Genomic DNA, 23,179 nt, shown 5'->3' with positions numbered 1-23,179 from the left:
CGCCGGGCGGCCCTCCGGCCGGACGAGGGCGGCGCGGCGTTCCGCCATGAGGCGACCGGCGGCGGCGCGGTGCTCCGTCACAGGGCGACCCGTGCCAGGAAGGACAGGGATCCCAAGATTTCCGACCTGTGCGACCGCCCTTCTTGGCGCGCGGCCGGTACGGCGACACGGTTGGACCATGAAACAGACAGCACCGACCGGCCGCCGGTGGGGCCGCTTCGCCCGGCACTACGTCGAGATGGTCGTCGCGATGTTCGCCGGGATGCTCGTTCTCGGCATGCTCCTTTCGGCCGCCGGCCTCGGCTTCTCCCACGACCGGCAGCCCGAGCTCGCCTACCTGCTGATGGCGTTCGACATGTCCGTCGGCATGGCCGTCTGGATGCGCTACCGGGGACACGGCTGGACTCCCACCCTGGAGATGTGCGCCGCCATGTTCGTCCCCGTCGTGCCGCTCTTCCCACTGCTCTGGCTGGGCGTCATCGACGGCGGGGCGCTCATGACGATCGCCCACGTGGCGATGTTCCCGCTGATGCTGGCCGCCATGCTCCGGCGCCGCGACGAGTACGCGGGTCACGCGGGCCACGCGGGCTACACGGACCATGCGGACCACGCGGACCACGCGACCTGAGACCGGCGCCCGCCCGGATCGTGTTCCGCGCGGGGGCCGGGACAGGCTCCGGACGGGCGCCCAACTCGGATCCCCGGATCGCGCCGTCCGGCGAGGTCCTCCCGTACGGGATCCTCGGAATGATCATTCCGATGGCGGGGCGCGTGGAGGGCTTGCATACTTACTGGCATGGAGACACACGTCACCGACGAGGTCGTGGGAGAGCTGACGCTCACGCTGGATCGAGACGGCGGCACCGTGCGAGTCGAGGGCGAGGCGATTCCCGCCGTCGTCGTGCGCCGGTCCGCCGAGGCCGTCGCGCAGAGGCACGTCCCCATCGGCACCCGCGGCCCCGACCAGCTGACCATGACCCTCGACGGCGTCCCCGTCCCGCTGCGTCCCGGGCCGGGGCGCGTCACGCGCCACTCCTACCGGGTGGAGGTGGACCACAACGAGGTCGTCTACACCCTGATCCCCACCTCCGAGGAGTCCAGCTCCCTCTTCCGCGGCGAGAAGCACCTGGGAAACTTCACCACCATCACCGACGGCGAGGTCAGGGCCGAGTGGGTCGCCTCACCGGAGCCCGGGGAGGCCGCCATCGGCTACGCGCTCGCCACCTGCTTCGGCAGCGGGGCGGAGCACCCCATCTCGGCGATCGTGAGCATGTTCCACTTCTGAACCGTCACCGGTCGGGCCGGACGCCACGAACCCGCCCGGCCGAGGAGCGTCCGAACCGGCGCCGTCCGGCCGGACCGCCTCCGGCCGGACAATACGAGCCCGCCCGGCGCCCCGGGCGGGCGACGAGGTCAGCCGGTGGCGTGCTCCCAGTACGGATCGCGGTAGAGCATGACCGAGGTGCCGCGGAGCAGCTCGTCGGGGGCGGAGATCAGCACGAGCTCGCCCCGGGCCTCCAGGCCGCGCAGGATGTCGCGGACGCGCGGGCCGACCGGCAGGCGGCCCACCGGCAGGTGGAGGGTCTCGCGGACCAGGTCGGCCACCTCCGAGAGCCGGAACGGCTCGGTGAAACCCGCGATGAGCCCGCGGACGATCTCGACGGTGATGACGGACTCGGCCTCGACGTGGGCGAGCTCCCAGGTCAGCTGGGCCCGACGCCGGCCGGTACCGGCGCAGGCGGTGCAGGGCTGGGAGAAGCCGGGCACGATGTCCTCGACGGTGGTGCCCAGGCAGGTGGTGCACTGGCCGGTCTCCGACGCGTGCAGCTCCGCCGACGCCCGGTCGGACAGCGGCCTGCCGCACAGGCACAGATAGACCCTGAACCCGCCGCGCACCACGACGAGGTCGTCGGCGTCGTCCGGGACCTCTTCCCACAGTGCGGTGATCGTGTGCTTTCTCATCGTCGTGCGACTCTACCCATTCCGGACCGGCCACGGGCCTGACACGGACCTGACACCGGCCTGACACGGACCCCGCGGCCTCGCCCGGCCCCGTCACGGCAGCGTGACCGGGACCAGCCTCATCGGAGCGCTCCACAGCCACTCCTCGGTGATGTAGGTGGAGGTCAGCAGCGTCATCAGGCCCAGGGTGCGCTCGGTCGCGGTGGAGGGGTGGGCGCCGCAGTCGCCGAAGCGGCACATCCACAGCTCGACCATGCTGTCGTCGGAGAGCTGCTCGTGGACCGAGGGACGCCCCGCGGGGAACCCGTCCCGCCAGATGTCGACCGACGGGCTGGTGGACGGGAACGCCCCGGCCAGCACCCCGCCGCCCGAGGTGACCGCCCTGCCGACCCCGTCGCGCACCGGCAGGATGCCGCCGGACTGGAAGAGCACCACCCCGCCCCCCGGCGGGCTGGCCACGCGCAGCACCTCCACCGGGGAGGCCTGCTCCGCGCCCCACAGCTCGCCGGTCCCCATCGGCGGGCACGCCTCCGGCTCGGCGCCCAGGCGGCGGATGACCTCGTCCTCGGCCACGTCGCCGACGAAGGCCACGCACAGCTCCTCGCCGTAGTCCTCGTACGAGAACATCATCGCGTCGACGGTCTCCTGGAGCTCGCGGAACCTGGGGCTCACGCTGGGAGCGCCCGGCAGGTGGGCGAACAGGCCGGCCATCTCGGTGAAGAGGGCCTGGGCGCCGGGGGAGCGGCCCGCGATGCACGGCCGCCAGGGGTCGGCGCCCGCGGCGAGCAGCGTGCGTACGGCGTCGTCCCAGCCGTGGCGGACGGCCTCCCACAGCGGGGTGGCGCCGTCGGCGTCGACGGGATCGACCTCGGCGCCCGAGGCGAGCAGCAGCTCGATCACCTGTGTCGCGCCCTCCTGGGCGGCCTGGTGCAGAGGGGTCGTGCGCAGCCACGGCAGCCGCCGGTCGGGGTCGAACCCGTTCGCCAGCCGGTGGCGGATCTGCGCCAGGTTGGTGTCACGCCACGCGTCGGCGTCCTCGGCCCACTCGTCTTCGCCCACTTCTATCCCATCTTGTCGTGCTGAGCGGATCCAACCAGTTCCGTACGACAGTTCTCGGCCAGGGACCGTCGCGAGAGGCGGTCGGCGGTGCGGGTGGTCTCGGGGAGGCGGTAGCGGGGCGTCAGGTTCAGCACGTTGTGGCAGGCGGTGTCGAGGTCGACGCGGTGGCCGGTGGAGACGAAGACGGGTTTGACCCCGTCGCGGGTGCGCAGCACGCGGCCGACGACGTCGCCGTCCAGCGTCAGGTCGGTCCACGCGCCCCGCTCGGGCGCGGGCTCGGGGTAGGTGCCGACGAAGGCGGTCTTGCCGACCCCGATCGTGGGCAGCCCGGTGAGCACGCCGAGGTGGCAGGCCAGGCCGAAGCGGCGCGGGTGCGCCAGGCCGTATCCGTCGCAGACGACCAGGTCGGGGGCCGCGGACAGGCGCCCGAGGGCGTCCAGCAGCGCGGGGACCTCGCGGAAGGCGAGCAGGCCGGGAACGTAGTCGAAGGTCACCCTCCCGGCCACGGCGACCTCTTCGACGATTTCCAGCGTCGTCCCGTCCAGGACGGTCACCGCCGCCGCCAGCCGGTCCCTGTCGTAGGCGACGTCCACCCCCGCGATCCTGGCGGGATGGCGGGGCCCGGGACCGGTCAGGTCGAGCAGTGCTCTGAGCTCGTCCTGGATGGCCTCGGCCTCCATGACAGTGCGCGGCATTTGTACCTTCATGACTCCATGATCGCTACTTTTATAATATGACGTCATATTTCGGTGCGGTTCACCGGGTTCTTCGGTGGCCGGTGAAGTCGCTGCGGGGCGAGGAGCTCCGGGAAGCGCGTTTCGACGAACGGGGACTGGCCGGCGACCGGGCCTACGCGCTCTTCGACGAACGGGAGAGCCACGCGGGCACGGTGCTGACCGTACGGCGGCGGACGGGGATGCTGCACTGGCGCGCCGCCTACGGTTCCCCGGAGGGCGGAGACGCGCCGACGCCGACGCTGACCGGACCGGACGGCGCCACCTGGGACTGGCACGCCCCCGGTCTGCCGGACGCGCTGGCGGAGTCGCTGGGCACGCCGCTGAGCCTGCGCGCCGCCGACGGCCAGCAGGACCGGGGCCAGACCGTGCTGGTCACCTTCGAGGCGTCCCTGGCGGCCCTGGGCGACGAGCTCGGCAGGCCGGTGGACCTGCTCAGGTTCCGGCCCAACCTGCACCTGGAGACCGACGCGCCCGCGTTCGACGAGGAGGGCTGGGGGCCCGGCACCACGGTCACCGCGGGCGAGGTGGAACTCACCGTCACCGGCGCCAACGCGGGCCCCTGCATCAGGTGCGTCGTACCCAGCTGGGACCCCGAGGGACGCGAGCGCTGGCCCGAGCTGCAGAAGTGGCTGATCGGCGAGCACGAGAACAAGTTCGGTGTGGTCATGCGGGTCACCCGCACCGGCACCGTCCGTCTCGGGGACCGCGCCACCGCCACCCCGGGCTGACACGCCCGCCGCTGGTTCGCCCCGGCCGGATTGCCCGCCGATCCGGCCGGAAACTAGGGTGCGTGAGGGAAGGCGCCGGAAGGCGTGAGGCCGGGGAAAGGGTGAGAGATGTCGGTGCTCGTGGCGTTCAGCGTGACCCCGATCGGAGCGGGGGAGGACGTCGGCGAGCTCGTCTCCGAGGCCGTGCGCGTCGTCCGCGCCTCCGGCCTGCCCAACCGGACCGACGCCATGTTCACCACGGTCGAGGGCGAGACCTGGGACGAGGTCATGACCGTCGTCAGGGACGCCGTCGCGGCGGTCGAGGCCCGCGCAGGGCGGGTCAGCCTCGTTCTCAAGGCGGACATCCGCGAGGGGGCGGGCGGCCGCCTGGAGACCAAGGTCGCCACCGTCGAACGGCATCTCGCCCCGTAGCGCCCCCGCGGCCGCGACGCGCGGCCACCCGCGCCGGTGCCCCGTCCGACGCTCCTCGGCGTCCCGCGGCCGGTCGTTCACGGTCGTCGAGAACGCGCACGCAGTGTCCCGGTATGTCGCCTCCGGGTGACTCGTCCCTGGGTGACCGGTCTCGCCCAGAGCGTAACGGGAACACCGGCGGAGCCGGGACCGTTCTGCAGGCACTGGCAGGTTTCGGGAGCGCGGGGAGCGTGAGCCGCATGGCGGGCAGCAGGTCGATCGGGCGTCTCCTCGTGGGCGGGCTGGCGCTGGCCGCCGCCGGCTGGGCGTTGAAGGACATCCCCGCGGAACTCGGGGGCAAGGCCGGCGGTGAGCGGCTGGAGCGGATGCGCCGCTCGCCGCGCTTCCGGGACGGCGTCTTCCACAACTCCACGCCCGGCGCCTTCGTGCCCTCCCCGCAGAGCGCGCGGGAGCTCGCCTGGCACCTGCTCAACAACCGCGAGGAGCGCCGTCCGGCCGCGCCGATCCCCGTGGTGACCTCACCGTCCGGCGGGCCGTCCCCGGCGGGGCTGAGCGTCATCTGGTACGGCCACGCCACCGCGTTGCTGGAGATCGAGGGCCGCCGCGTGCTCGTCGACCCGATCTGGAGCAGGCGCGCCTCGCCCTCCCAGCTGGTCGGCCCCCGGCGGCTGCACCCGGTGCCGGGGCCGCTGGCGGGCCTTCCGCCGCTGGACGCGATCGTGATCTCGCACGACCACTACGACCACCTCGACCGCGCGACGGTCCGCGGGCTCACCGCGCTGCAGGCCGCCCCGTTCCTGGTGCCGCTGGGCATCGGCGCCCACCTGGAGCGGTGGGGGGTGCCCGCCTCGCGGATCGTCGAGCTCGACTGGGACGAGGAGGCGACCGTCGCGGGCCTGCGGTTCGTCGCCACCGCCGCCCGCCACTTCTCCGGCCGCACCTTCGACCGGAACGTCACCCTGTGGGGCTCCTGGGTGATCGCGGCCGGAGAGAAGAAGGTCTTCTACGCGGGCGACTCCGGATACTTCGACGGCTACGCCGGGATCGGCGCCGCGCACGGCCCGTTCGACCTCACGCTCATGCCGATCGGCGCCTACAACGCCGCCTGGCCCGATATCCACATGGACCCCGAGGAGGCGGTCAACGCCCACCTCGACCTGGGCGGCAGGCTGCTCCTGCCGGTGCACTGGGCGACCTTCGCCCTCTCCACCCACCCGTGGGCCGAACCGGTCGACCGGCTGTGGCGCGAGGCGAAGGCCCGCGACGTCCGCATCGTCGTTCCCCGTCCCGGCGCGCGTGTCGACACCGCCGACGTGCCCATGCTGGAGAGCTGGTGGGAGACGCTGCTCGGCGGCGAGACGCCGCGCCCGCGCCAGGGCCCGGCGCGGGTTCCCGCCCCCCCGCCCCTGGGCTCCGACCCCAGGCTCTGACCGTACGACGACAGCACGACGACCGCACGGCCCCTCAGGTCCGGGCGGTCCTCGCCGACAGGCGGGTACGGACGACGAGGTCGTGCACCGTGCCCGCCGACGGCGCGGTGTCGGGAAGCCCGGAGGAGTCCCGGGCCTCCTCCAGCAGCCCGGTCAGCCGGGCGACGTCGCCCACCAGCCGCTCCGGCCCCGGCGCGCCCTCCGGCGGCGAGCCGTGCTCGGCGGAGCGCTTGGCGGCCACCAGCTCGCCGAGATACGCCGGGCCGCCGGAGAGCCGGGTGAGGTCGGCCTCCAGCTCCCCGGTGCGCATCAGGTGGACGCCGGTGAGCAGCACGCGGAAGGTGTAGAGCAGCGGCTTGAGCTCGCCGGAGCGCTCGAACAGCCGCCACTGGGTGCGGGCGAAGCCCAGATAGTGGTGGGCGTGATGGCGGGTGAGGCAGCCGGGGGCGAGGGCGACCATCTCCTCGTGGACCGGCGAGGTCGACACCACCAGCGGAGAGAGCAGCTGCTCCAGCACGTAGCCGTTGCGGCGCAGCAGCAGGCGGCAGAACTTGGCCAGGTCGTGGGTGACCAGGTCCACCTCGACGCCGTCGCGGACCCAGGACCGGGTGAGGGTCTCCTCGCCCGTCCGCAGGCCGACCACCTCCTCCAGCGGCAGCAGGTGCACGCCGCGCAGGTCGACGTCGGAGTCGACCGAGGGGAAGCCGTACAGGTGCGCCCCGCTGACCGTGGCGAAGGCGGCGGGGTGCGCCTGCCCGGCGGGGATCTCGGCGAGCCAGGAGGGCAGGGTGACGGTCACAGCGCCGCCTCCCTGACGCGCGCCAGGTAGTCCTCCACGCGCCGCCGGTCGGGCTCGGCGGGCAGCACGCCCGTACCGCCGAACCTCGCCACCAGCTCCGAGCGCCAGCGGTCGACCTCGTCCCAGGAGAGCTCCCCGCGCCGTACGGCGAGCAGCCGGTCGCGGTGGGCGTCCATCCGGACCAGGGGCTCGCCGTGGCGGGCCAGGTGCAGGCCGCTGAGCAGCAGGCGGATCATGTGCATGGCCTGCTTCCACCTGGGGCGCGCGGGGTCCAGGCGGCGGAACTGGGCGTCGGCGTACCGGGTGAAGCTCTGGTTGGCCCGCCCGGAGACGAAGGCGTCGCGGACGGCGAGCAGTTCCTCGCCCGCCGAGGTGGCGTGTTCGACGATCGGCGACCACAGGCACTCCAGGACCGTCGGGTTGGCCTCCAGCGCGAGAGCGCAGAACCGCTCGACCTCCCAGGAGAACTGCTCGGGCAGCGGCCCGTCGACGTGCGTGGGCGGCTTGGCCAGCCGCCAGAACAGCCGGGTCGGCGCCACGAAGACGCCGCGCCGGTCGACGTCCGATTCCTCGGTCTCCAGCCCGTATGCCCGCGAACCGACCACCACCGACAGTATCGAGTGATCCGGGACGTACCGTACCTCCATCCGCACAGCCTGCCAGGCCCGCGTCCGGCGCGGGTACGGGTTTTAGCGCGCGGTGAGGGACGCGCGCGTCAGGCGGCCCGGGGGTCGCGTCAGACAGCCGGGAGTCGCGTCAGGCGACCGGGGGTCGCGTGCGGCGGGTGGTGAGGAGCGCGCGTCAGGCGGCGAGGGTCGCGTGCATCTCCCAGAGCAGGATCTCGGCCGGTTCGGTCGCGGTCACGCGCTGGCCGCCGGTGGCGGTGAAGCGGACGGCGTCGCCCTCGGCGAGGTGCCCGGCCCCCTCCAGGTCGACGGTGCCGCGGGGGACGAACAGGTGCAGGAACGGCGCCTCGGGCAACTCCACGCTCTGGCCCGGCTGGAGCCTGGCCACGTGCAGCGCGGCGTATTTGTTGTTGATCCGGATGGCGCTGCGGCCCGCGTCCCTGGCCATGCCCGAGGCGACCGGGACCAGGGCACCGCCGAGCAGGTCGGCGTCGATCTCCAGCTGCTCGTAGCCGGGGGCGAGTCCACCCTCGTCAGGCACCACCCACATCTGGACGAAGTGCACCGGATCGGTATGCTGCTCACCCTGGAGCCGCCAGGAGTCGTTCTTCTCCGAATGGAGGATGCCGGTCCCCGCGCTCATCCGCTGGGCGAGTCCCGGATAGATCACCCCGGCGTGGCCCTCGGAGTCCTGGTGGACGAGAGAGCCGCGCAGCACCCAGGTGACGATCTCCATGTCCCGGTGGGGATGGGTGTCGAAGCCGGTGCCGGGCTTGACGATGTCGTCGTTGTTGACGAGCAGCACGCCGTGGTGGGTGTTGTCCGGGTCCCGGTGACGGCCGAAGGAGAAGGAGTGCTTGGAGTCCAGCCACTGGATCCTGGTGGCCGGGCGTTCGCCCGACCTGCGGACGTCGACGTTCATGCCTGGTGGTCCTCTCATCTCTGTTGTTGAAACTTAAACTAACGGGCCGGGTGAAATGTTCCGCACATCGCCGGGTTGGGGAGATCTTGCTTACCGATCCGAATATGATGTGTGACGATTTATCACTACGCGGGCTGCAGGTGACCTCGCTTTGACGGGGGGCGGCCTATGCGATCTACCTGGGGGAACAGTGCTGGGCTTGCTTTCGCGTGCTCCGAGGTCGCCGGAACGATGAGCACCCCCGCCGACGCCGCGAAAATCGCTCCCTACGACTACGAGAGGTTCAGCAGGCTCGCCGGGCCCGTGACCGAACCGGAGCCCGGGGTGCCCTACCGCGTGAGCTACCGCTCCCTGCTGGCCACCGAGCCGCACCGGGTGCGGGCGGTGCTGCTGATGGTCGCGGCGCTTCTCGTGGAGTTCACCCTGATGGTCTGGCTGCTGCTGCCCGAGCACTGGACCGTCCGGCCCGACCCCTACGGCACGATCCCGTGGTACCTGCCGGTCGCCGACCGGATCATGCTCGTCGCCATCGCCCTCATCGAGGTCTTCCGGCTGGTCAGCGTGGTCTCCAATGTGCACGCCATGCTGGCGGCGAGGGACCCGGTCCCGGTCGCGCCCGAGCCCGGCACCCGGGTGGCCTTCATCACCACCTGCGTACCCGGCAAGGAGCCGCTGGAGATGGTGAGGGAGACCCTGGCCGCCGCGCTGAAGATCCGCCACGACGGCGTGTTCGACGTCTGGCTGCTGGACGAGGGCGACGACCCCGACATCCACGAGCTCTGCGACTGGCTGGGCGCCCACCACTTCACCCGCAAGGGCGTGCCCGAGTGGAACCAGCCCAAGGGCAGCTTCCGGGCCAAGACCAAGCACGGCAACTACAACAGCTGGCTGGACGCGCACGGCGACGACTACGACTTCTTCGTCTCGGTCGATACCGACCACGTACCGCTCCCGGAGTTCTGCGAGCGCATGCTCGGCTACTTCCGCGACCCGCGGGTGGCCTTCGTCGTCGGTCCCCAGGTGTACGGCAACTACGACGCCGGGGTCACCAAGGCGGCCGAGAGCCAGCAGTTCCTGTTCCACTCGCTGATCCAGCGCGCGGGCAACCTGTACGGCGCGCCGATGTTCGTCGGTACCAACAACGCCGTGCGCATCCGCGCGCTCAAGCAGATCGGCGGCCTGTACGACTCGATCACCGAGGACATGGCCACCGGCATCGAGTTCCACCGCTCCCGCGACCCCGAGACCGGGCAGCGCTGGATGTCGGTCTACACCCCCGACGTGCTGGCGGTGGGGGAGGGGCCGTCGTCGTGGACCGACTTCTTCACCCAGCAGCTGCGCTGGAGCCGGGGCACCTACGAGACGCTGCTCACCCAGTTCTGGAGGGCCGCGCCCAAGCTCTCGCCCGGACGGTTCTTCAACTACACCCTGATGGTGACCTTCTACCCGATGTCCGCGCTCAACTGGCTGCTGGCCGGGCTCAGCGCCACCCTGTTCATGGCCGTCGGAGGCTCCGGCGTCACCGTGCCGATGGACGTGTGGCTCATGCTGTACGGCGACGCGGCGCTGCTGCAGGTCATGCTCTACACCTGGAACCGGCGGCACAACGTCAGCCCGCACGAGCCCGAGGGCTCCTCGGGGGTGGCCGGGATGGTCATGTCGGCGCTGTCGGCGCCCATCTACGTCACCTCGCTGATCGGCGCCGCGCTGCGCAGGCCCAGCAAGTTCGTGGTCACCCCCAAGGGCGACTCGGCCAGCCCCGACCAGGTCGCCACGTTCCGCATCCACCTGTGGTGGGCGGCGATCTTCGGTGGAGGCCTGCTGCTGACCATCTTCTGGACCGGCCACATCCACCTGGTCATGACCCTGTGGGGGATCCTCGCCCTGGTCATCTGCCTGGGGCCGCTCACCACCTGGGCCTGGAACCTGCGGGCGCTCAGGGCGGCCCCGCGAGCGGCCGGTGGTGAGTCGTGAGCCGCCTGCGCAAGCACCTGGTCGGGATGGCGGTGGTGACCGCCATCCTCGCGATCAACCTGCCCGCCGTCGCGGGCTTCGCCACCGAGACGTGGCACGACTACCGCATCAACGGCGACGACTACAAGGCCACCCACGGCCACTGGACCTTCCTCGACGTCCCCGAGAGGTTCAAGGTCAACGCCATCCACGCCGCGCTGCTGCACACCGGCAAGGTGCTCATCGTCGCCGGTTCCGGCAACAACGCCGCCAACTTCGACAAGGGCACCTTCAAGACCGTGCTGTGGAACCCGGCGAGGCCGGGCATGCCGGACGAGTTCAAGCTGATCGACACCCCCGTCGACTTCTTCTGCGCCGGGCACGTGATGCTGCCCGACGGCAAGCTGCTCATCGCGGGCGGCACGGGCCGCTTCGAGGTGCTGAAGGCCAAGGTCAAGCGGGCCGCGGGCGCCCTCACCATCAAGAACGAGGACCCCGACGCCAAGCCCAGGGAGTTCCACCCCGGCACGCTGCTCACCGCTCCCGGCGGGCAGGTCTACCGCACCACCGCCCATGTCAGCGTGCCGCCCGCGCGCAAGGTCGAGACCGGCGTACCGGGGAAGGTGCGCATCCGGCCCAGCCAGACCAAGGTGTTCGCCGAGGCCGTCACCGAGGGCGCGCCGGGCCTGCTCACCGCCCCGGCCGGTTCCGTCAAGTTCGAGATCCAGGGGCTCAGGGGCCGGGAGAAGCGCGACCTGTACGCCATGGGCGGCAGCATGACGCTCGACAAGCAGGACTTCCAGGGCATCAGGGACGCCTACGAGTTCGACCCCGTCACCGAGCGCTACGACAAGGTCCAGGACATGGCCGAGGGGCGCTGGTACCCGACCATGACCGGCCTGCCCGACGGCAGCGTGATGACCGTCTCCGGCCTCGACGTCGTGGGGCAGATCACCAGGGACAACGAGATCTACAACCCTCAGACCAAGACCTGGCGGCCCGGCCCCAAGCGCTTCTTCCCCACCTACCCCGCGCTGTTCCTGCTGGAGGACGGCACCCTCTTCTTCTCCGGCATGAGCGCCGGGTACGGCCCCGGCCAGCTCGCGCTGCGTCCCCCCGGCATCTGGGACTACCGCCGCGACACCGACCGGCCGGTGCGGACCCCGGGCGGCGTGGGCGGCGTGGCGCCCGACGAGATGGAGGCGTTCACCCCCGTACCCGGGCTGCCCGAGCCGGAGCTGAACGAGACCGGCGCCTCGGTGCTGCTGCCGCCCGCGCAGGACCAGCGGGTCATGGTGATGGGCGGCGGACCGGTCGGCGAGCGCCAGCCGGGCCTGCCCAACGCCACCGCCAGGACCGCCATCGTCGACCTCACCGAGGCCAGCCCGCGCTACGTCAGGGGTCCCGACCTGTCCGACCCGGTGCGCTACCCGAACGCCGTGCTGCTGCCCGACGACACCGTGTTCTCCTTCAACGGCTCCAGCGACTACCGGGGACGCGGCGCCAGCGACGTCCTGCGCGCGGAGGTCTACCGCCCGGAGAGCAACAGCTTCCACGAGGCCGCGGCGCCCGCCGTCGGCCGCAACTACCACGCCGAGGGCCTCCTGCTGCCCGACGGCCGGGTGCTCGGCATGGGCTCCGACCCGCTCTTCGGCGACAAGGCGGGCTCGCTTCCGGGCACCTTCGACCAGCGCATCGAGATCTACACGCCGACCTACCTGCACAACGGCGAGAAGGCGCCGGTGTTCACCGGCGGGCGCGAGAGCGTGTTCCTGGGCCGCAGGGCCGGCTTCCAGACCCCCGACGCCGCGCGCATCCACCAGGTACGGCTGATGCGCCCGAGCGCCGTCACCCACGTCACCGACGTGGAGCAGCGCTCGATCAGGCTGGACTTCACCCGGGTGAAGACCGGGATCATCGCGGAGATACCCTCCAATCCGGCCCTGGTGCCCCCGGGGTGGTACATGCTGTTCGGGCTCACCGAGCGGGGAACGCCGTCCCCGGCCCGCTGGGTCCACATCCGAGGGGAGGCCGAAACGCTCCCCTCGGCCTCTCGCGGCGTACGCCGTCCTTCCAGCCCTCCCACTTCTGCTCCCCAGGGCCAGGCCCGGGGTCCCCACGCCGGAGGTATTCGATGAACAGGTACGGCCTCGCAGCCGCGCTGGCTCTCGCTCTCGCGACGGCGGCCTGCACCGGCGACCCGGCGCCCGCCGGCTCCGGGAGCGCCGCCTCCGGGAGCACGGCCTCGGGGGGCGCCGCCCCCGGTGACGCGAGCGGTTTCTACGTCGACCCCGACGGCGCCGCGGCCCAGGAGGTCCGCAAGCTCGAAAGGGAGGGCAGGACCGAGGAGGCCGGGCTGATCCGCAGGATCGCCGACCGGCCCAACGCGATCTGGATCGGCGACCAGGACCCGAAGGACAGGGTCGCGGCCATCACCACCAAGGCCCGGCAGGCGGGCCGGACCCCGGTCCTGGTGGCGTACCACATCCCCAACCGCGACTGCGGGCAGTTCTCCGCGGGCGGCGCGGCCGACGCGCGGGAGTACCGCAACTGGATCGGCCGGTTCGCCGAGGGCATCGGCGACCGGCCCGCCCTGGTCGTCGTCGAGCCCGACGCGCTCGCCCACATCCTGGACAACTGCACCCAGGGCGGCCAGGCGGGCGAGCGCCTCGACCTGCTGCGCAACGCGGTGGAGACGCTGAAGAGGCAGCCCGCCGCCAAGGTCTACGTCGACGCGGGGAACGCCGGCTGGATCAAGGATCCGGGCGAGTGGGCCGAGCCCATGCGCAGGGCCGGGGTGCCCCAGGCCGACGGCTTCGCCTTCAACGTCAGCAACTTCTTCACCGTCGAGGAGAGCGTCGCCGTCGCCGGGCGGCTCTCGGACGCGATCGGCGGGGCCCACTACGTCCTCGACACCTCCCGCAACGGCAACGGCCCCGTCCGCGACGCGCAGGGCGACGACGCGTGGTGCAACCCCAAGGGCCGCGCGCTCGGCGCGGAGCCGACCACCGAGACCGGCCACGAGCGGGTCGACGCCTTCCTGTGGATCAAGCGGCCCGGCGAGTCGGACGGCGAGTGCCACCGGGGAGAGCCCCGCGCCGGCGACTGGTTCCCCGAATACGCGCTGGAACTCGCGCGTAACGCGAGATAGCCGCTTATTCGTTATATCTTCGATCTTGCAGGTCAAGATTGCTTCGCGGAGATTGACCGGAGTTGTCAGTGTTTCAGCGACCCTCTGGGAGCTTTCCTCGATGAACAGATGGAAGACCGTCATCCTCGCGCTGGCGGTCACCCTGCCGGGCGGCCTACTGCCGGCCGGCGTGCTGCCCACCGGCGCGTCGCCCGCCGCCGCCTCCACGCGATCCGCGGCCCCCCCGATCGAGAACGGCGAGACCCAGCCGGTCCACTCGCGCGCCGACGCGCTCACCGAGACCGTGTTCGTCGAGGTGGCCGGGGTCGACAGCGACGCCGACGGCCGCCCCGACCGGGTCGCCGTCGACATCATGCGCCCCAAGGAGACCGCCTCGGGGCTGAAGGTCCCGGTCATCATGGAGGCCAGCCCCTACTACGCGGGCGGCAACGACGTGGCCAACCACGTCGTCGACCTCGACGGCTCCGACCCGGCGGGCATGGAGTACCGGCGCAACAAGTTCAACGACCTGCGAGACGAGATGTTCGGCGTCGACGGCCTCGACGTGAACCGCGCGGCCGCGCCGCCCTTCCGCGGCTACTACGACAACTACTTCGTGCCGCGCGGCTACGCGATCGCGCTGGTGGAGAACCTCGGCTCGGGACGGGCGACCGGCTGCCCCACGACCGGCCTGGACAACGAGACCGCGGGCCCCAAGGCCGCGATCGACTGGCTCAACGGCCGCGCCCGCGGGTTCGACGCGGCCGGGAACGAGGTCAAGGCCGGCTGGTCCACCGGCAACGTCGGCATGATCGGCGTCTCCTACAACGGCACGCTGCCCAACGCCGTCGCCGCGACCGGGGTCAAGGGCCTCAAGGCGATCGTGCCGATCGCGGCCATCTCCTCCTGGTACGACTACTACCGCGCCAACGGCGGCGTGCTGGCGCCCGGCGGCTACCAGGGCGAGGACGCCGACGTGCTCGCCCGCTACGTCCTGACCCGCGAGAACGCCACGCAGGTCTGCGGGGCGCTCATGGACCAGATAGAGCGGGACCAGGACCGGGTCACCGGCGACTACTCCAAGTTCTGGGACCAGCGCAACTATCTCAACGACGTGCGCAAGGTCGACGCCGCCGTCTTCCTGGTGCACGGCCTCAACGACTGGAACGTCAAGACCAAGCAGGCCGTCCAGTGGTGGGACGCCCTCGCCAAGCGCGACGTGCCCCGCAAGATCTGGCTGCACCAGGGCGCGCACTTCAACCCGTTCTCCTTCGCCGGGCGCAACGCCGAGTGGCTGCGCCAGCTCCACCGCTGGTTCGACTTCCACCTGTACGGCCTGAGCAACGGCATCATGGACGAGCCGCAGGCCGACGTGGAGTCGGGCCCGGGACAGTGGGCGCAGCACGCCTCCTGGCCGCTGCCCGGCACCCAGGACGCGCGGCTGCGCCTGAACGCCGGCAAGGACGGCCGCAACGGCACCCTGAGCGTCGACCGCCCCCGGGGCGGCCACACCGTCGAGTCCTTCGTCGACCAGAGCGCCCGCACCGCCGAGCAGCTCGCCGAGAACGCCGAGGCCACCGACCCCAACCGCCTGGCCTACCTGTCGGCCCCGCTGGCCCGCGACGCGCGCCTGTCGGGCACCCCGAAGGTCTCGGTGAACGCCGCGTTCGAGAAGGGGCGCTCGCCGTACCTGACGGCGCTGCTCGTCGACTACGGCACCGACGCCCGCGCGTACGGCCAGGTCGTCTACAACGACACCTCGGTCTGCTACGGCCAGGGCGTGCCCGGCGACACCGGCTGCGCCCGGCTGGCCGAGCACGTCACGGAGACCGCCCCCTACAAGATCATCACGAGGGGCTGGCTCGACGTCCGCAACCGCCACTCCGCCGCCAGGACCGACCTCCTGCGCGAGGGCCGCTTCTACGACTTCGACTTCGACCTCCAGCCGAGCGACTACGTCGTCAAGGCCGGCCACCGGATCGGCGTCGTGCTCATCTCCACCGACCGCGACTTCACCCTGCGCCTGCCCGCGGGCACCGGCGTCTCGGTCGACCCGGAGTCGAGCTCGCTCATCCTCCCGGTCGTCGGCGGGCGCTCCGCCCTCCGCTGACAGTGAGGATCTGACAGTGAGGATGTAGGTGAACGCCTCCCGGTGAGGCCCGGCTCGTCGTCTGACCGGCCGCGGTGTCTTCAACGGGATCTGCCGACCTCGGCCGGGAGGCGTTCGTCCGCACTCACCGGACGCTGCGCGTGACCTTATAGGAGCCTGGCCAGAGGCCCCGTCACTGTCTTGTCCGTATCGCCCGGCCGGCGCGTGTCGCCTGTGTCCGGTCGATGAGAACAGGACGGCCATGACCACCATGGCACAGCGCCCGGCTCGACACGAGGTCGAGGTCACCGGTCACCTTGAACACTGCGACGGACGCGTCGAGGCGTTGCGCAACCTGCGCATCGCCCGCTGCAGCGCCGTCCGCCAGCGCGCCACCACACAACGACAGCTCAAAGCCCTGATCGTCACCGCACCCGAGCCGGTCCGTGCCCCCCTGGCGACCCGCGAGTTGATCGCTGTCTGCGCGGCGTTGCGGCCCGACTGGGCACGCCACGATGACCCGGCCACCGCCGTCAAGATCGCATCACGCAGCCTGGCTCGCCGACACCAGCACCTGGCCGAGGAGATCGACGACCTCGACGAACTCATCGAACCTCTTGTCCAGGCGATCAACCCTGCCCTGATGACGGTGAACGGAATCGGCCCTGAGGTGGCCGGCTAGCTGCTGGTCACCGTCGGCGACAATCCCGAGCGAGTGCGCTCAGAGGCCGCTTTCGCCATGCTTTGCGGCGTGGCCCCGCTACCGGCCTCCTCCGGCAAGACCCACCGCCACCGGCTCAACCGTGGTGGAGACCGCGACGCCAACTGCGCGCTGTGGCGCATCGCCGTCACCCGCATGGCCACTGATCCACGCACCCGCGACTACGTGCAACGACGCATCAAAGACGGCAAGGACAAGAAAGAGATCATCCGCTGCCTCAAGCGTTACATCACTCGAGAGATCTACACCCTGCTGTGCCCCACACCCCCACAAAACGGTCTCGATCCGGCCGCTTGACAAACCATAGAAGCATCCCCCGCCTTCCGGCCCCGTCCGGAAGCCAGAATTCTTTTCGAAGGCACGAGCCGCTCCGCAAAGCACGACCCCTTCTGCAAGGCGCAGCCCCCGGCTCTCTTCCGGGCCGAGGGCCGTGAGCAGGCATGCGAGCATCGCCGGTCCAGCGGATGTCTACGAGAAACCTTGAGCCTTCAGGCTTGTTGGGAATCACATATGGTGCCGCATGTTCGGTGAGTTATCTGTAAACCGCGCAGCGTGAAATTCGTTGTACAGGTCCGGTTGTTCCCTACGCCTGTCCAGGAGGCGGCGCTGGCGGACACGCTGCGCCTGTGCAACGACGCCGCTGCCCTCGTCTCCGGTGTCGCGTGGCAGATGAAAGTATTTCGCAATTACGACCTGCGGGCACACTCCTATGGTGAGCTGAAGGGCATGGGCTTGTCGGCCCAGCCCGCTCAGCACGTCATCAAGAAGGTCGCAGATGCCTACACAACGGTAAGGGCCCAGGTGAGGGGGAAGCTTCGCCCGCCCCTGGCCAAGCCGATCGCTTTTCGCCCGGATGCAGCGCAGCCGTTCGACGATCGGTGCCTGTCCTGGCAGATCGAGGTCCGCACTGTGTCGATCTGGACCACCGGCGGCCGGATGAAAGGCCTCCGGTTCGCCTGTTCCGACACCCAGGCTCGTGCGCTGGCCGTCCACCGTAAGGGCGAATCCGACCTGATCCACCGAGACGGTCTGTGGCTGCTCATCGCCACCTGTGACGTCCCCGATGCCGACATCATCGAATCCGACGCCTTCCTCGGCGTCGACCTCGGCATCGCCAACATTGCCACTACCAGCGACGGCGAACGACACTGCGGCAAGCACTTGAACGCGGTCCGCCATCGCAACCGGCGACTGCGGCGCCGTCTGCAGGTTAAGCAGACCAGGTCCGCCAAGAGGCTGCTAAAGCGGCGCCGCCGTAAGGAGTCCCGGTTCGCCCGTGACCTCAACCACCGCATCTCCAAAAGCATCGTGACCGAGGCTGCACGCACCGGACAAGGGATCGCCCTGGAAGATCTCCAGGGCATCCGTGACCGGGTACGGCTCTGCAAGCCCCAGCGGGTCACCCTGCACTCATGGAGCTTTCACCAGCTCGGCCGGTTCGTCGCCTACAAAGCCCGCCGTGCCGGGGTCGCCGTTGTCTACGTTGACCCCGCGTACACCTCTCAGGAGTGCTCGGCATGCGGGCACGTCGACAAACGCAACCGGCCCGACCAGGAAACCTTCTCTTGCACGTCGTGCGGCTTCGCTGAGCACGCCGACGTCAACGCGGCCCGCAACATCGCCTCGCGCGCTGTCGAGGGCCGGGCTGCTGTCAACCAGCCGCACGTGGCTTGACGCCTGACCTCCAGTCAGGATGGTGAGCCACGAGCCCTAGCCTTCGTGCCGGGGTAGTTGACTAGTGCTCGAACACGCAGTGGGCCGCCACGGTCTCGCTCGAACCGTCCGCCCGCACGCCGGTGACGCGCTCGGCCAGCTTCAGCGCCTCGGGAAGGTCCCCCTCGGCGTCCTCGCCCGCCAGGCCGAGCTCGGTCCGCTCGGCGAGGTACGGGCCGGAGTCGTCGTCGCCGGGGAACATCCAGTCGAAGCCGAGGACCTCCTTGCCGTCGGCGTAGTGGACGAAGCTCGCGACCGCGTTGACGTTGCGGAAGACGCTCGCCGTCACCGTTCCCGAGGAGAGCCGGGAGAGGACCTCCGGCAGCGTTCCCGCGAAGCCGAGCGACTCGCTGAGGATTGTCCCGCCCTCGGCGGGACGGGCGGAGACGAGCCCCTCCTCGTAGTCCCCTTCCTCGTCGTCGCCGTCGAACACCTCGACGCGGAAGTGGGCGAGGGCCTCGTGCGGGGTGAGGCCGCGGACGAAGGTCACGCAGAACGCGTCGTCGTCGATCCAGTCGTAGTCGCTCACGGGGGGGTTCCGATTCTCTTCGGCTGACAGATCGGGAAGATCTTGGCACCGGGGACCGACAGAATCGGCGCGATCCCGCGAAACCGTGATCATGGACAGTCCCCGCCCCCGGTTCCGGCCCCCGGACGGCAGGGGCAGGGACGGCAGGGACGGCAGGGAGGGCAGGGAGGTCATGAGGGAGAACCCTGGCTTGTCCCTGACATCGGGGCTCCGGCCTGCCGCCGTGCCCGGCGGGGGCCTAGCGTGGAGTGCATGGGACGAATTCTTCTGATCGTGGCGGCCGTGGTGATCGGCTTCCTGCTGCTGGGCTCGGTTCTGGGCTTCCTCTTCACGCTCCTCAAGTGGGCTCTGATCATCGGGCTGGTGGGTGTGGTGGTCATGTTCGTGAGCAGGCTCTTCCGCTCCTCGAACACGCGCGACTGACCCACCCGCCCGGAGACGGTCCCGGCGCCCGCCGAGACCGCCCCGGGGGGCGAAACCGGCCCGGTGGACCCGAGCTCAGTGAGCCCGGTGAGCCCGGTGAGCCCGGTGGATCCGGTCGGGCGTCCGGCCGTCGCCGGTCGCCCGGGTCCGCGGTTCGTAGCGCGCCACGGCGGGCCGGTGCCCTCGCCGCCTTCCGGCTCCGGTCGCCTTCGCGGGCTGTCTCTGCGGGCCGTCTCCGCCCGCCTTCGCCGTCTCCGCCCGCCTTCCGCCGCCCCCTGACGTCCGCGGTCAGTCTCGGGAGACGTGCTTCAGTTTGAGATCGTCGAGCAGGGTCTGGGTCGCGGCGGCCACGGCCTCGACGGCCCGCTCGAAGGCCTCGGCGTTGCGCGTCGACGGGGAGCGGAAGCCCGACACCTTGCGGACGTACTGGAGCGCGGCGGCTCGCACGTCGTCGTCGGTCACATCGCTGGCGTAGGGCTCACGAAGGGTCTTGATACTCCGGCACATGACAGGACGGTACTCCGTCTCGCGGCCCTCGCGGCCCTCGCGGCCCTCGCGGCCCTCGCGGCCCTCGCGGTCCTCGCGGTCCTCGCGGTCCGATCCCGGATCACGCCCGGGGTGAGCCGTCGCGCTCGCACTGGATCGCGTCGGCGGCCAGGACGGCGCCGAGCAGCCCCGGGAAGAGCGTGTCGAGGTCGTGCCGGCGCAGCGCGTTCATCTTGGCCGTGCCCCGGTAGGCCTGGTTGATCACCCCGGCCTCGCGCAGCACCCGGAAGTGGTGGGTGGTGGTCGACTTGGTGATCGCCAGCTCGATCGCCGAGCAGGGGGCCTCCTCGTCCTCTCCCAGCCGCCACAGGAAGCGCACGATCTGGAGGCGCATCGGGTCGGACAGCGCGTGCAGCACGCCCTCCAGACGGATCTCCGCGCACGCGGGATGCTCCAGGGCCCTGGCGGACGCGGTCGACACGGTGGCTCCCTCCTGTGGATCTTCTTGATTGTACGAAGGCGATCGTAGTTTGACATCTATCGTAGTACGTGAACTATCGTAGTAGATGTGAAGCAGGGGAGCCGCTCCCGCGATCCCTCCGAAGAAGATCCCTCCGAAGAAGATCCCTCCGAAGAAGATCCCTCCCAAGAAGATCCTCCCAAGCAAGGAGTACGGCCGTGAGCGCCCTGTTCGAGCCCCTGACGTTGAGGTCCGTCACCATCCCCAACCGGATCTGGATGGCTCCGATGTGCCAGTACTCCGCGGCGGTCGAGGGCCCCGAGCAGGGAGTGCCGACCGACTGGCACCTGGCCCACCTGGGCGCCCGCGCGGTGGGCGGCGCCGGGCTCATCCTGGCCGAGGCCACCGCGGTGGCGCCGGAGGGCCGCATCAGCCCGGCCGACCTCGGGCTCTGGAACGACCGCCAGCGGGAGGCGTTCACCCGCGTTACCAGCTTCCTGCGGGAGCACGGAGCCGTGCCCGGCATCCAGCTCGCGCACGCGGGACGCAAGGCCTCCACCCGCCGCCCCTGGCAGGGCGGCGCGCCCACCGGCCCCGGCGAGCACGGCTGGCAGCCGGTCGGGCCGAGCCCGATCCCCTTCAACGACGGCCACCCCGTCCCCACGGAGCTGAGCACCGGCGACATCGACCGGATCGTGGACGACTTCGTCGCCGCGGCGCGGCGGGCGCTGGACGCGGGCTTCCAGGTGGCCGAGATCCACGGCGCGCACGGTTACCTGATCGCCGAGTTCCTGTCGCCGTTCAGCAACCACCGCACCGACGCCTACGGCGGCTCGTACGAGAACCGCACCCGGTTCGCGCTCCGGGTCGTCGACGCCGTCCGCGCGGTCTGGCCGGACGAGCTTCCCCTCTTCTTCCGCATCTCGGCCACCGACTGGCTCGCGGAGAACCCCGCGGACGACCGCGAGGGCTGGAGCGCCGACGACACCGTCCGCTTCGCCAAGGACCTGCTCGCCCACGGCGTCGACCTGCTCGACGCCTCGACCGGCGGCAACGTCGCCGGGGCGCGCATCCCCACGGGGCCCGGCTACCAGGTGCCGTACGCGGCCAGGGTGAAGGCCGAGACCGACCTGCCGGTGGGCGCGGTCGGCGAGATCACCGAGCCCCGGCAGGCCGAGGAGATCGTCGCCTCGGGCCAGGCCGACGCCGTCCTGCTGGGCCGCGAGCTGCTCCGCACCCCCTACTGGCCGAACCTCGCCGCCCGCGAGCTCGGCGCCGGAGCCCGCTGGCCCGACCAGTACCACCGCGCGGTCTGACCCGGCCCCGGCCGCCACGCGCCCGAGGGCAGGCGGGTACCACCGCGCGGTCTGACGCGGCCCCGGCCGCCACGCGCCGGGGGACAGGCGGACACCACCGCGCGCCGCGGCTCCGCCCGGCCGCCACCCGCGCGTGTCGCTCCCGCCGGGCGGGGAGGTGACCCGTCCGGAACGAGGGGACACACGCGGGTGGGGCGGGAGGGCGGCGAACCGGTCCGCCAGGGGGGACGCGGGCCGGTCCGCCTGTCAAGGGAGGTCCAGGGGAGGTTCAGGAGCGTTCGGGGAGGTGCCGATGAGCGGACCGGCCCGCCGGGAGGCGAACCTCCGGGGGTCGAGCGGGCCGGTCCGGGATCATGGGGTGGCGCGGCGCAGGGCCACCGCGTCCTGGAGAACCGTGGCCGGATCCTGGCCGTCGACGAGCAGGCGGCGCATCAGGACCGCCACCTCGCCCATGGTCTCCGGGTCGAAGCCGCGGCGGGTCACCTCCTGGGTGCCGATCCGCAGACCCCGCACGGGCTCGCCGGGAGCCTGCCCCGGAAGGTGGACGCCGCTGAGGTAGACGCCGCCCTCGGCCAGCAGCCGGGCGGCCGCCTCCCCGCCGCCGAACGCGGTGGCGTCCACCGCCACGTGGTGCGAGGCGGTCCAGCCCAGGTGGGCGGCGGCCATGGTGAAACCCTCACCGTCCAGCGCCCTGGCCAGCGCCCCGGCGTTGGCGGCGCAGCGGTCGGCGTACCCGGAACCTCCCGCGGCGTGCTCGGCGGCGGCCAGGACCAGCGGTGCCAGCCGCGAGGCGTCGTAGTTGGCGGTCAGGCCGGGGTAGGCCGCCGCCGCCACCTGGCGGGCGAGGTCCTCGTCGCGGGTCACGACGGCCGCCCCCGGCGGGCCGCCGAAGGACGTGTAGGTCGACATGGTCACCAGGTGCGCGCCCTCGTCCAGCGGCCGCTGGAACCGGCCGCCCGCGATCAGCCCGGCCACGTGCGAGGCGTCGTAGACCAGCAGGGCCCCCACCTCGTCGCACGCCGCCCGTACCTCCGCGACGTCGTACGGGAACAGCATCAGGCTCGCGCCGATCACCACCAGCGCGGGCCGGTGCTCGCGCAGGAACGCCGGCAGGGCCGCGTGGTCGACGTCGAGCCGCTCGGTGTCGTAGGGCAGTTCGGCCACCCGCAGGCCCCGGATCCCGGCGGCGCCCTGGGCGTGGTGGCTGGCGTGGCCCCCGGCGGTCTCCGGCAGCACCGCGATCGTGTCGCCGGGCCGGGCGAACGCGCTGTAGCAGGCGAGGTTGGCCAGGGTGGCGCTCTGCAGCCGCACCTCGGCGAACGTGCCGCCCATCAGCGCCGCGACCTGGAGCGGGGCGAGCACCTCCAGCACGTCCAGCTCGTCCAGCCCGGTCTGGTACTTCTCTCCCGGCCAGCCCATCGACGGGCGGCAGCCCAGGGAGATCTCGTGCGCGGCCCTCGCCCGCGCGCTCATCGTGTTGGTGCCCGCGTACAGCACCACGCCGTCCTCGTCGAGGCGGCCGCGGTGCTCGGCCAGCACCGCGTCGACCAGCCGGGTGACCCCGTCGAGCCCCAGCCCGTTCACCTCGGCCTCCAGCTCGGCCAGGCGCAGCTGTGCCCGGGGCGGTGCCCACGGGGCGACGCGGCTGCGCTCCTGCACGAGGCTCCTCTCATCGGGCGATCTGA

24 protein-coding genes are annotated in these 23,179 nt (G+C 71.5%); 14 read left to right on the top strand and 10 right to left on the bottom strand.

What is annotated here, in order from left to right; translation table 11 throughout:
- The first annotated feature begins 178 nt into the window (after positions 1–178).
- Together ACFYWM_RS25295 and ACFYWM_RS25290 are read left to right on the top strand one after the other, a co-directional pair.
- Positions 179–628 carry a hypothetical protein gene (locus tag ACFYWM_RS25295; protein WP_389917984.1) on the top strand — a complete coding sequence of 150 codons (450 nt, stop codon included), beginning with the start codon at positions 179–181 and terminating at the stop codon, positions 626–628.
- Between the two features lie 168 nt (positions 629–796).
- Positions 797–1,285 (top strand): hypothetical protein, encoded by a 489-nt coding sequence (locus ACFYWM_RS25290; protein WP_389917982.1) that lies wholly within the window; start codon positions 797–799, stop codon positions 1,283–1,285.
- Positions 1,286–1,413: 128 nt separating this feature from the next.
- Here the strand turns inward: ACFYWM_RS25290 and ACFYWM_RS25285 are convergent, their stop codons facing one another.
- From ACFYWM_RS25285 to ACFYWM_RS25275, 3 genes are all read right to left on the bottom strand, one after another.
- Positions 1,414–1,962 carry a hypothetical protein gene (locus tag ACFYWM_RS25285; protein ID WP_389917981.1) on the bottom strand — a complete coding sequence of 183 codons (549 nt, stop codon included), beginning with the start codon at positions 1,960–1,962 and terminating at the stop codon, positions 1,414–1,416.
- Between the two features lie 93 nt (positions 1,963–2,055).
- Positions 2,056–3,021 (bottom strand): ankyrin repeat domain-containing protein, encoded by a 966-nt coding sequence (locus ACFYWM_RS25280; protein WP_389917979.1) that lies wholly within the window; start codon positions 3,019–3,021, stop codon positions 2,056–2,058.
- A 2-nt stretch (positions 3,022–3,023) separates the two neighbouring features.
- Positions 3,024–3,716, bottom strand: coding sequence for an endonuclease V (locus tag ACFYWM_RS25275; protein WP_389917977.1), 693 nt, complete (start codon positions 3,714–3,716; stop codon positions 3,024–3,026).
- Between the two features lie 83 nt (positions 3,717–3,799).
- On the opposite strand from ACFYWM_RS25275, the gene ACFYWM_RS25270 reads away from it, so the two are divergent.
- The 3 genes from ACFYWM_RS25270 to ACFYWM_RS25260 all read left to right on the top strand — a co-directional run bounded on the left by ACFYWM_RS25270 (position 3,800) and on the right by ACFYWM_RS25260 (position 6,327).
- The gene (locus tag ACFYWM_RS25270) at positions 3,800–4,486 is read left to right on the top strand and encodes an MOSC domain-containing protein (RefSeq protein WP_389917975.1); all 687 of its coding nucleotides are present in this window, start codon (positions 3,800–3,802) and stop codon (positions 4,484–4,486) included.
- A 114-nt stretch (positions 4,487–4,600) separates the two neighbouring features.
- The gene (locus tag ACFYWM_RS25265; protein ID WP_389918351.1) at positions 4,601–4,897 is read left to right on the top strand and encodes an MTH1187 family thiamine-binding protein; all 297 of its coding nucleotides are present in this window, start codon (positions 4,601–4,603) and stop codon (positions 4,895–4,897) included.
- 239 nt (positions 4,898–5,136) lie between these two features.
- A complete protein-coding gene (locus ACFYWM_RS25260; RefSeq protein WP_389918349.1) occupies positions 5,137–6,327 on the top strand; it encodes an MBL fold metallo-hydrolase in 1,191 nt (396 codons plus the stop codon).
- A 34-nt stretch (positions 6,328–6,361) separates the two neighbouring features.
- Here the strand turns inward: ACFYWM_RS25260 and ACFYWM_RS25255 are convergent, their stop codons facing one another.
- From ACFYWM_RS25255 to ACFYWM_RS25245, 3 genes are all read right to left on the bottom strand, one after another.
- Positions 6,362–7,126 (bottom strand): DNA polymerase beta superfamily protein, encoded by a 765-nt coding sequence (locus tag ACFYWM_RS25255; protein ID WP_389917973.1) that lies wholly within the window; start codon positions 7,124–7,126, stop codon positions 6,362–6,364.
- On the bottom strand, positions 7,123–7,773 hold the full coding sequence (locus ACFYWM_RS25250) for a DNA polymerase beta superfamily protein (protein ID WP_389917971.1): 651 nt from the start codon (positions 7,771–7,773) through the stop codon (positions 7,123–7,125). Before ACFYWM_RS25250 ends, ACFYWM_RS25255 begins: the two co-directional genes overlap by 4 nt.
- Positions 7,774–7,927: 154 nt before the next feature.
- Entirely contained in the window at positions 7,928–8,674 is a 747-nt protein-coding gene (locus ACFYWM_RS25245; protein WP_389917969.1) for a pirin family protein, read from the bottom strand.
- A gap of 231 nt (positions 8,675–8,905) precedes the next feature.
- On the opposite strand from ACFYWM_RS25245, the gene ACFYWM_RS25240 reads away from it, so the two are divergent.
- The 7 genes from ACFYWM_RS25240 (at position 8,906) to ACFYWM_RS25210 (ending at position 18,241) form a co-directional block, all read left to right on the top strand.
- Positions 8,906–10,648: a glycosyltransferase family 2 protein gene (locus tag ACFYWM_RS25240; protein ID WP_389917966.1), complete on the top strand. Its 1,743-nt coding sequence runs from the start codon at positions 8,906–8,908 to the stop codon at positions 10,646–10,648.
- On the top strand, positions 10,645–12,765 hold the full coding sequence (locus ACFYWM_RS25235; RefSeq protein WP_389917965.1) for a galactose oxidase-like domain-containing protein: 2,121 nt from the start codon (positions 10,645–10,647) through the stop codon (positions 12,763–12,765). Before ACFYWM_RS25240 ends, ACFYWM_RS25235 begins: the two co-directional genes overlap by 4 nt.
- Positions 12,762–13,778, top strand: coding sequence for a glycoside hydrolase family 6 protein (locus ACFYWM_RS25230; RefSeq protein WP_389917963.1), 1,017 nt, complete (start codon positions 12,762–12,764; stop codon positions 13,776–13,778). The genes ACFYWM_RS25235 and ACFYWM_RS25230 overlap by 4 nt, the downstream gene beginning before the upstream one ends.
- Positions 13,779–13,878: 100 nt before the next feature.
- Entirely contained in the window at positions 13,879–15,867 is a 1,989-nt protein-coding gene (locus ACFYWM_RS25225; RefSeq protein WP_389917961.1) for a Xaa-Pro dipeptidyl-peptidase, read from the top strand.
- Positions 15,868–16,108: 241 nt separating this feature from the next.
- Positions 16,109–16,528 (top strand): hypothetical protein, encoded by a 420-nt coding sequence (locus ACFYWM_RS25220; protein ID WP_389917959.1) that lies wholly within the window; start codon positions 16,109–16,111, stop codon positions 16,526–16,528.
- Positions 16,529–16,864, top strand: coding sequence for a transposase (locus tag ACFYWM_RS25215; protein ID WP_389918348.1), 336 nt, complete (start codon positions 16,529–16,531; stop codon positions 16,862–16,864). It abuts the gene before it with no gap.
- Positions 16,865–17,119: 255 nt separating this feature from the next.
- Positions 17,120–18,241 (top strand): RNA-guided endonuclease InsQ/TnpB family protein, encoded by a 1,122-nt coding sequence (locus ACFYWM_RS25210; RefSeq protein ID WP_389917957.1) that lies wholly within the window; start codon positions 17,120–17,122, stop codon positions 18,239–18,241.
- A 61-nt stretch (positions 18,242–18,302) separates the two neighbouring features.
- Here the strand turns inward: ACFYWM_RS25210 and ACFYWM_RS25205 are convergent, their stop codons facing one another.
- The gene (locus tag ACFYWM_RS25205) at positions 18,303–18,809 is read right to left on the bottom strand and encodes a DUF6461 domain-containing protein (RefSeq protein WP_389917955.1); all 507 of its coding nucleotides are present in this window, start codon (positions 18,807–18,809) and stop codon (positions 18,303–18,305) included.
- Between the two features lie 252 nt (positions 18,810–19,061).
- Between ACFYWM_RS25205 and ACFYWM_RS25200 the strand changes: the two genes are divergently transcribed.
- The gene (locus tag ACFYWM_RS25200) at positions 19,062–19,232 is read left to right on the top strand and encodes a hypothetical protein (RefSeq protein WP_389917953.1); all 171 of its coding nucleotides are present in this window, start codon (positions 19,062–19,064) and stop codon (positions 19,230–19,232) included.
- Between the two features lie 288 nt (positions 19,233–19,520).
- Here the strand turns inward: ACFYWM_RS25200 and ACFYWM_RS25195 are convergent, their stop codons facing one another.
- Both ACFYWM_RS25195 and ACFYWM_RS25190 read right to left on the bottom strand, forming a co-directional pair.
- Positions 19,521–19,739 (bottom strand): DUF2277 domain-containing protein, encoded by a 219-nt coding sequence (locus tag ACFYWM_RS25195; protein ID WP_350967565.1) that lies wholly within the window; start codon positions 19,737–19,739, stop codon positions 19,521–19,523.
- A gap of 100 nt (positions 19,740–19,839) precedes the next feature.
- On the bottom strand, positions 19,840–20,199 hold the full coding sequence (locus ACFYWM_RS25190) for an ArsR/SmtB family transcription factor (protein ID WP_389917951.1): 360 nt from the start codon (positions 20,197–20,199) through the stop codon (positions 19,840–19,842).
- 197 nt (positions 20,200–20,396) lie between these two features.
- On the opposite strand from ACFYWM_RS25190, the gene ACFYWM_RS25185 reads away from it, so the two are divergent.
- Positions 20,397–21,494 (top strand): NADH:flavin oxidoreductase/NADH oxidase, encoded by a 1,098-nt coding sequence (locus ACFYWM_RS25185; RefSeq protein ID WP_389917949.1) that lies wholly within the window; start codon positions 20,397–20,399, stop codon positions 21,492–21,494.
- Between the two features lie 351 nt (positions 21,495–21,845).
- Here ACFYWM_RS25185 and glyA read toward each other — a convergent pair whose 3' ends face one another.
- Entirely contained in the window at positions 21,846–23,153 is a 1,308-nt protein-coding gene (glyA, locus tag ACFYWM_RS25180) for a serine hydroxymethyltransferase (RefSeq protein WP_389917947.1), read from the bottom strand.
- Positions 23,154–23,179: the final 26 nt, after the last annotated feature.

This window comes from Streptosporangium sp. NPDC002721, assembly GCF_042888905.1.
Classification (GTDB): domain Bacteria; phylum Actinomycetota; class Actinomycetes; order Streptosporangiales; family Streptosporangiaceae; genus Streptosporangium.
Note: the sequence above shows the minus strand (reverse complement) of the source record. Positions and strands in the feature narration are given on the sequence as shown.

Coding starts and splice junctions, on each gene's coding strand:
- ACFYWM_RS25220 (WP_389917959.1), top strand. CDS start 16,109: ATGACCACCATGGCACAGCGCCCGGCTCGACACGAGGTCGAGGTCACC.
- ACFYWM_RS25295 (WP_389917984.1), top strand. CDS start 179: ATGAAACAGACAGCACCGACCGGCCGCCGGTGGGGCCGCTTCGCCCGG.
- ACFYWM_RS25240 (WP_389917966.1), top strand. CDS start 8,906: ATGAGCACCCCCGCCGACGCCGCGAAAATCGCTCCCTACGACTACGAG.
- ACFYWM_RS25245 (WP_389917969.1), bottom strand. CDS start 8,674: ATGAACGTCGACGTCCGCAGGTCGGGCGAACGCCCGGCCACCAGGATC.
- ACFYWM_RS25200 (WP_389917953.1), top strand. CDS start 19,062: ATGGGACGAATTCTTCTGATCGTGGCGGCCGTGGTGATCGGCTTCCTG.
- ACFYWM_RS25285 (WP_389917981.1), bottom strand. CDS start 1,962: ATGAGAAAGCACACGATCACCGCACTGTGGGAAGAGGTCCCGGACGAC.
- ACFYWM_RS25290 (WP_389917982.1), top strand. CDS start 797: ATGGAGACACACGTCACCGACGAGGTCGTGGGAGAGCTGACGCTCACG.
- ACFYWM_RS25230 (WP_389917963.1), top strand. CDS start 12,762: ATGAACAGGTACGGCCTCGCAGCCGCGCTGGCTCTCGCTCTCGCGACG.
- ACFYWM_RS25225 (WP_389917961.1), top strand. CDS start 13,879: ATGAACAGATGGAAGACCGTCATCCTCGCGCTGGCGGTCACCCTGCCG.
- ACFYWM_RS25275 (WP_389917977.1), bottom strand. CDS start 3,716: ATGCCGCGCACTGTCATGGAGGCCGAGGCCATCCAGGACGAGCTCAGA.
- ACFYWM_RS25250 (WP_389917971.1), bottom strand. CDS start 7,773: ATGGAGGTACGGTACGTCCCGGATCACTCGATACTGTCGGTGGTGGTC.
- ACFYWM_RS25260 (WP_389918349.1), top strand. CDS start 5,137: ATGGCGGGCAGCAGGTCGATCGGGCGTCTCCTCGTGGGCGGGCTGGCG.
- ACFYWM_RS25195 (WP_350967565.1), bottom strand. CDS start 19,739: ATGTGCCGGAGTATCAAGACCCTTCGTGAGCCCTACGCCAGCGATGTG.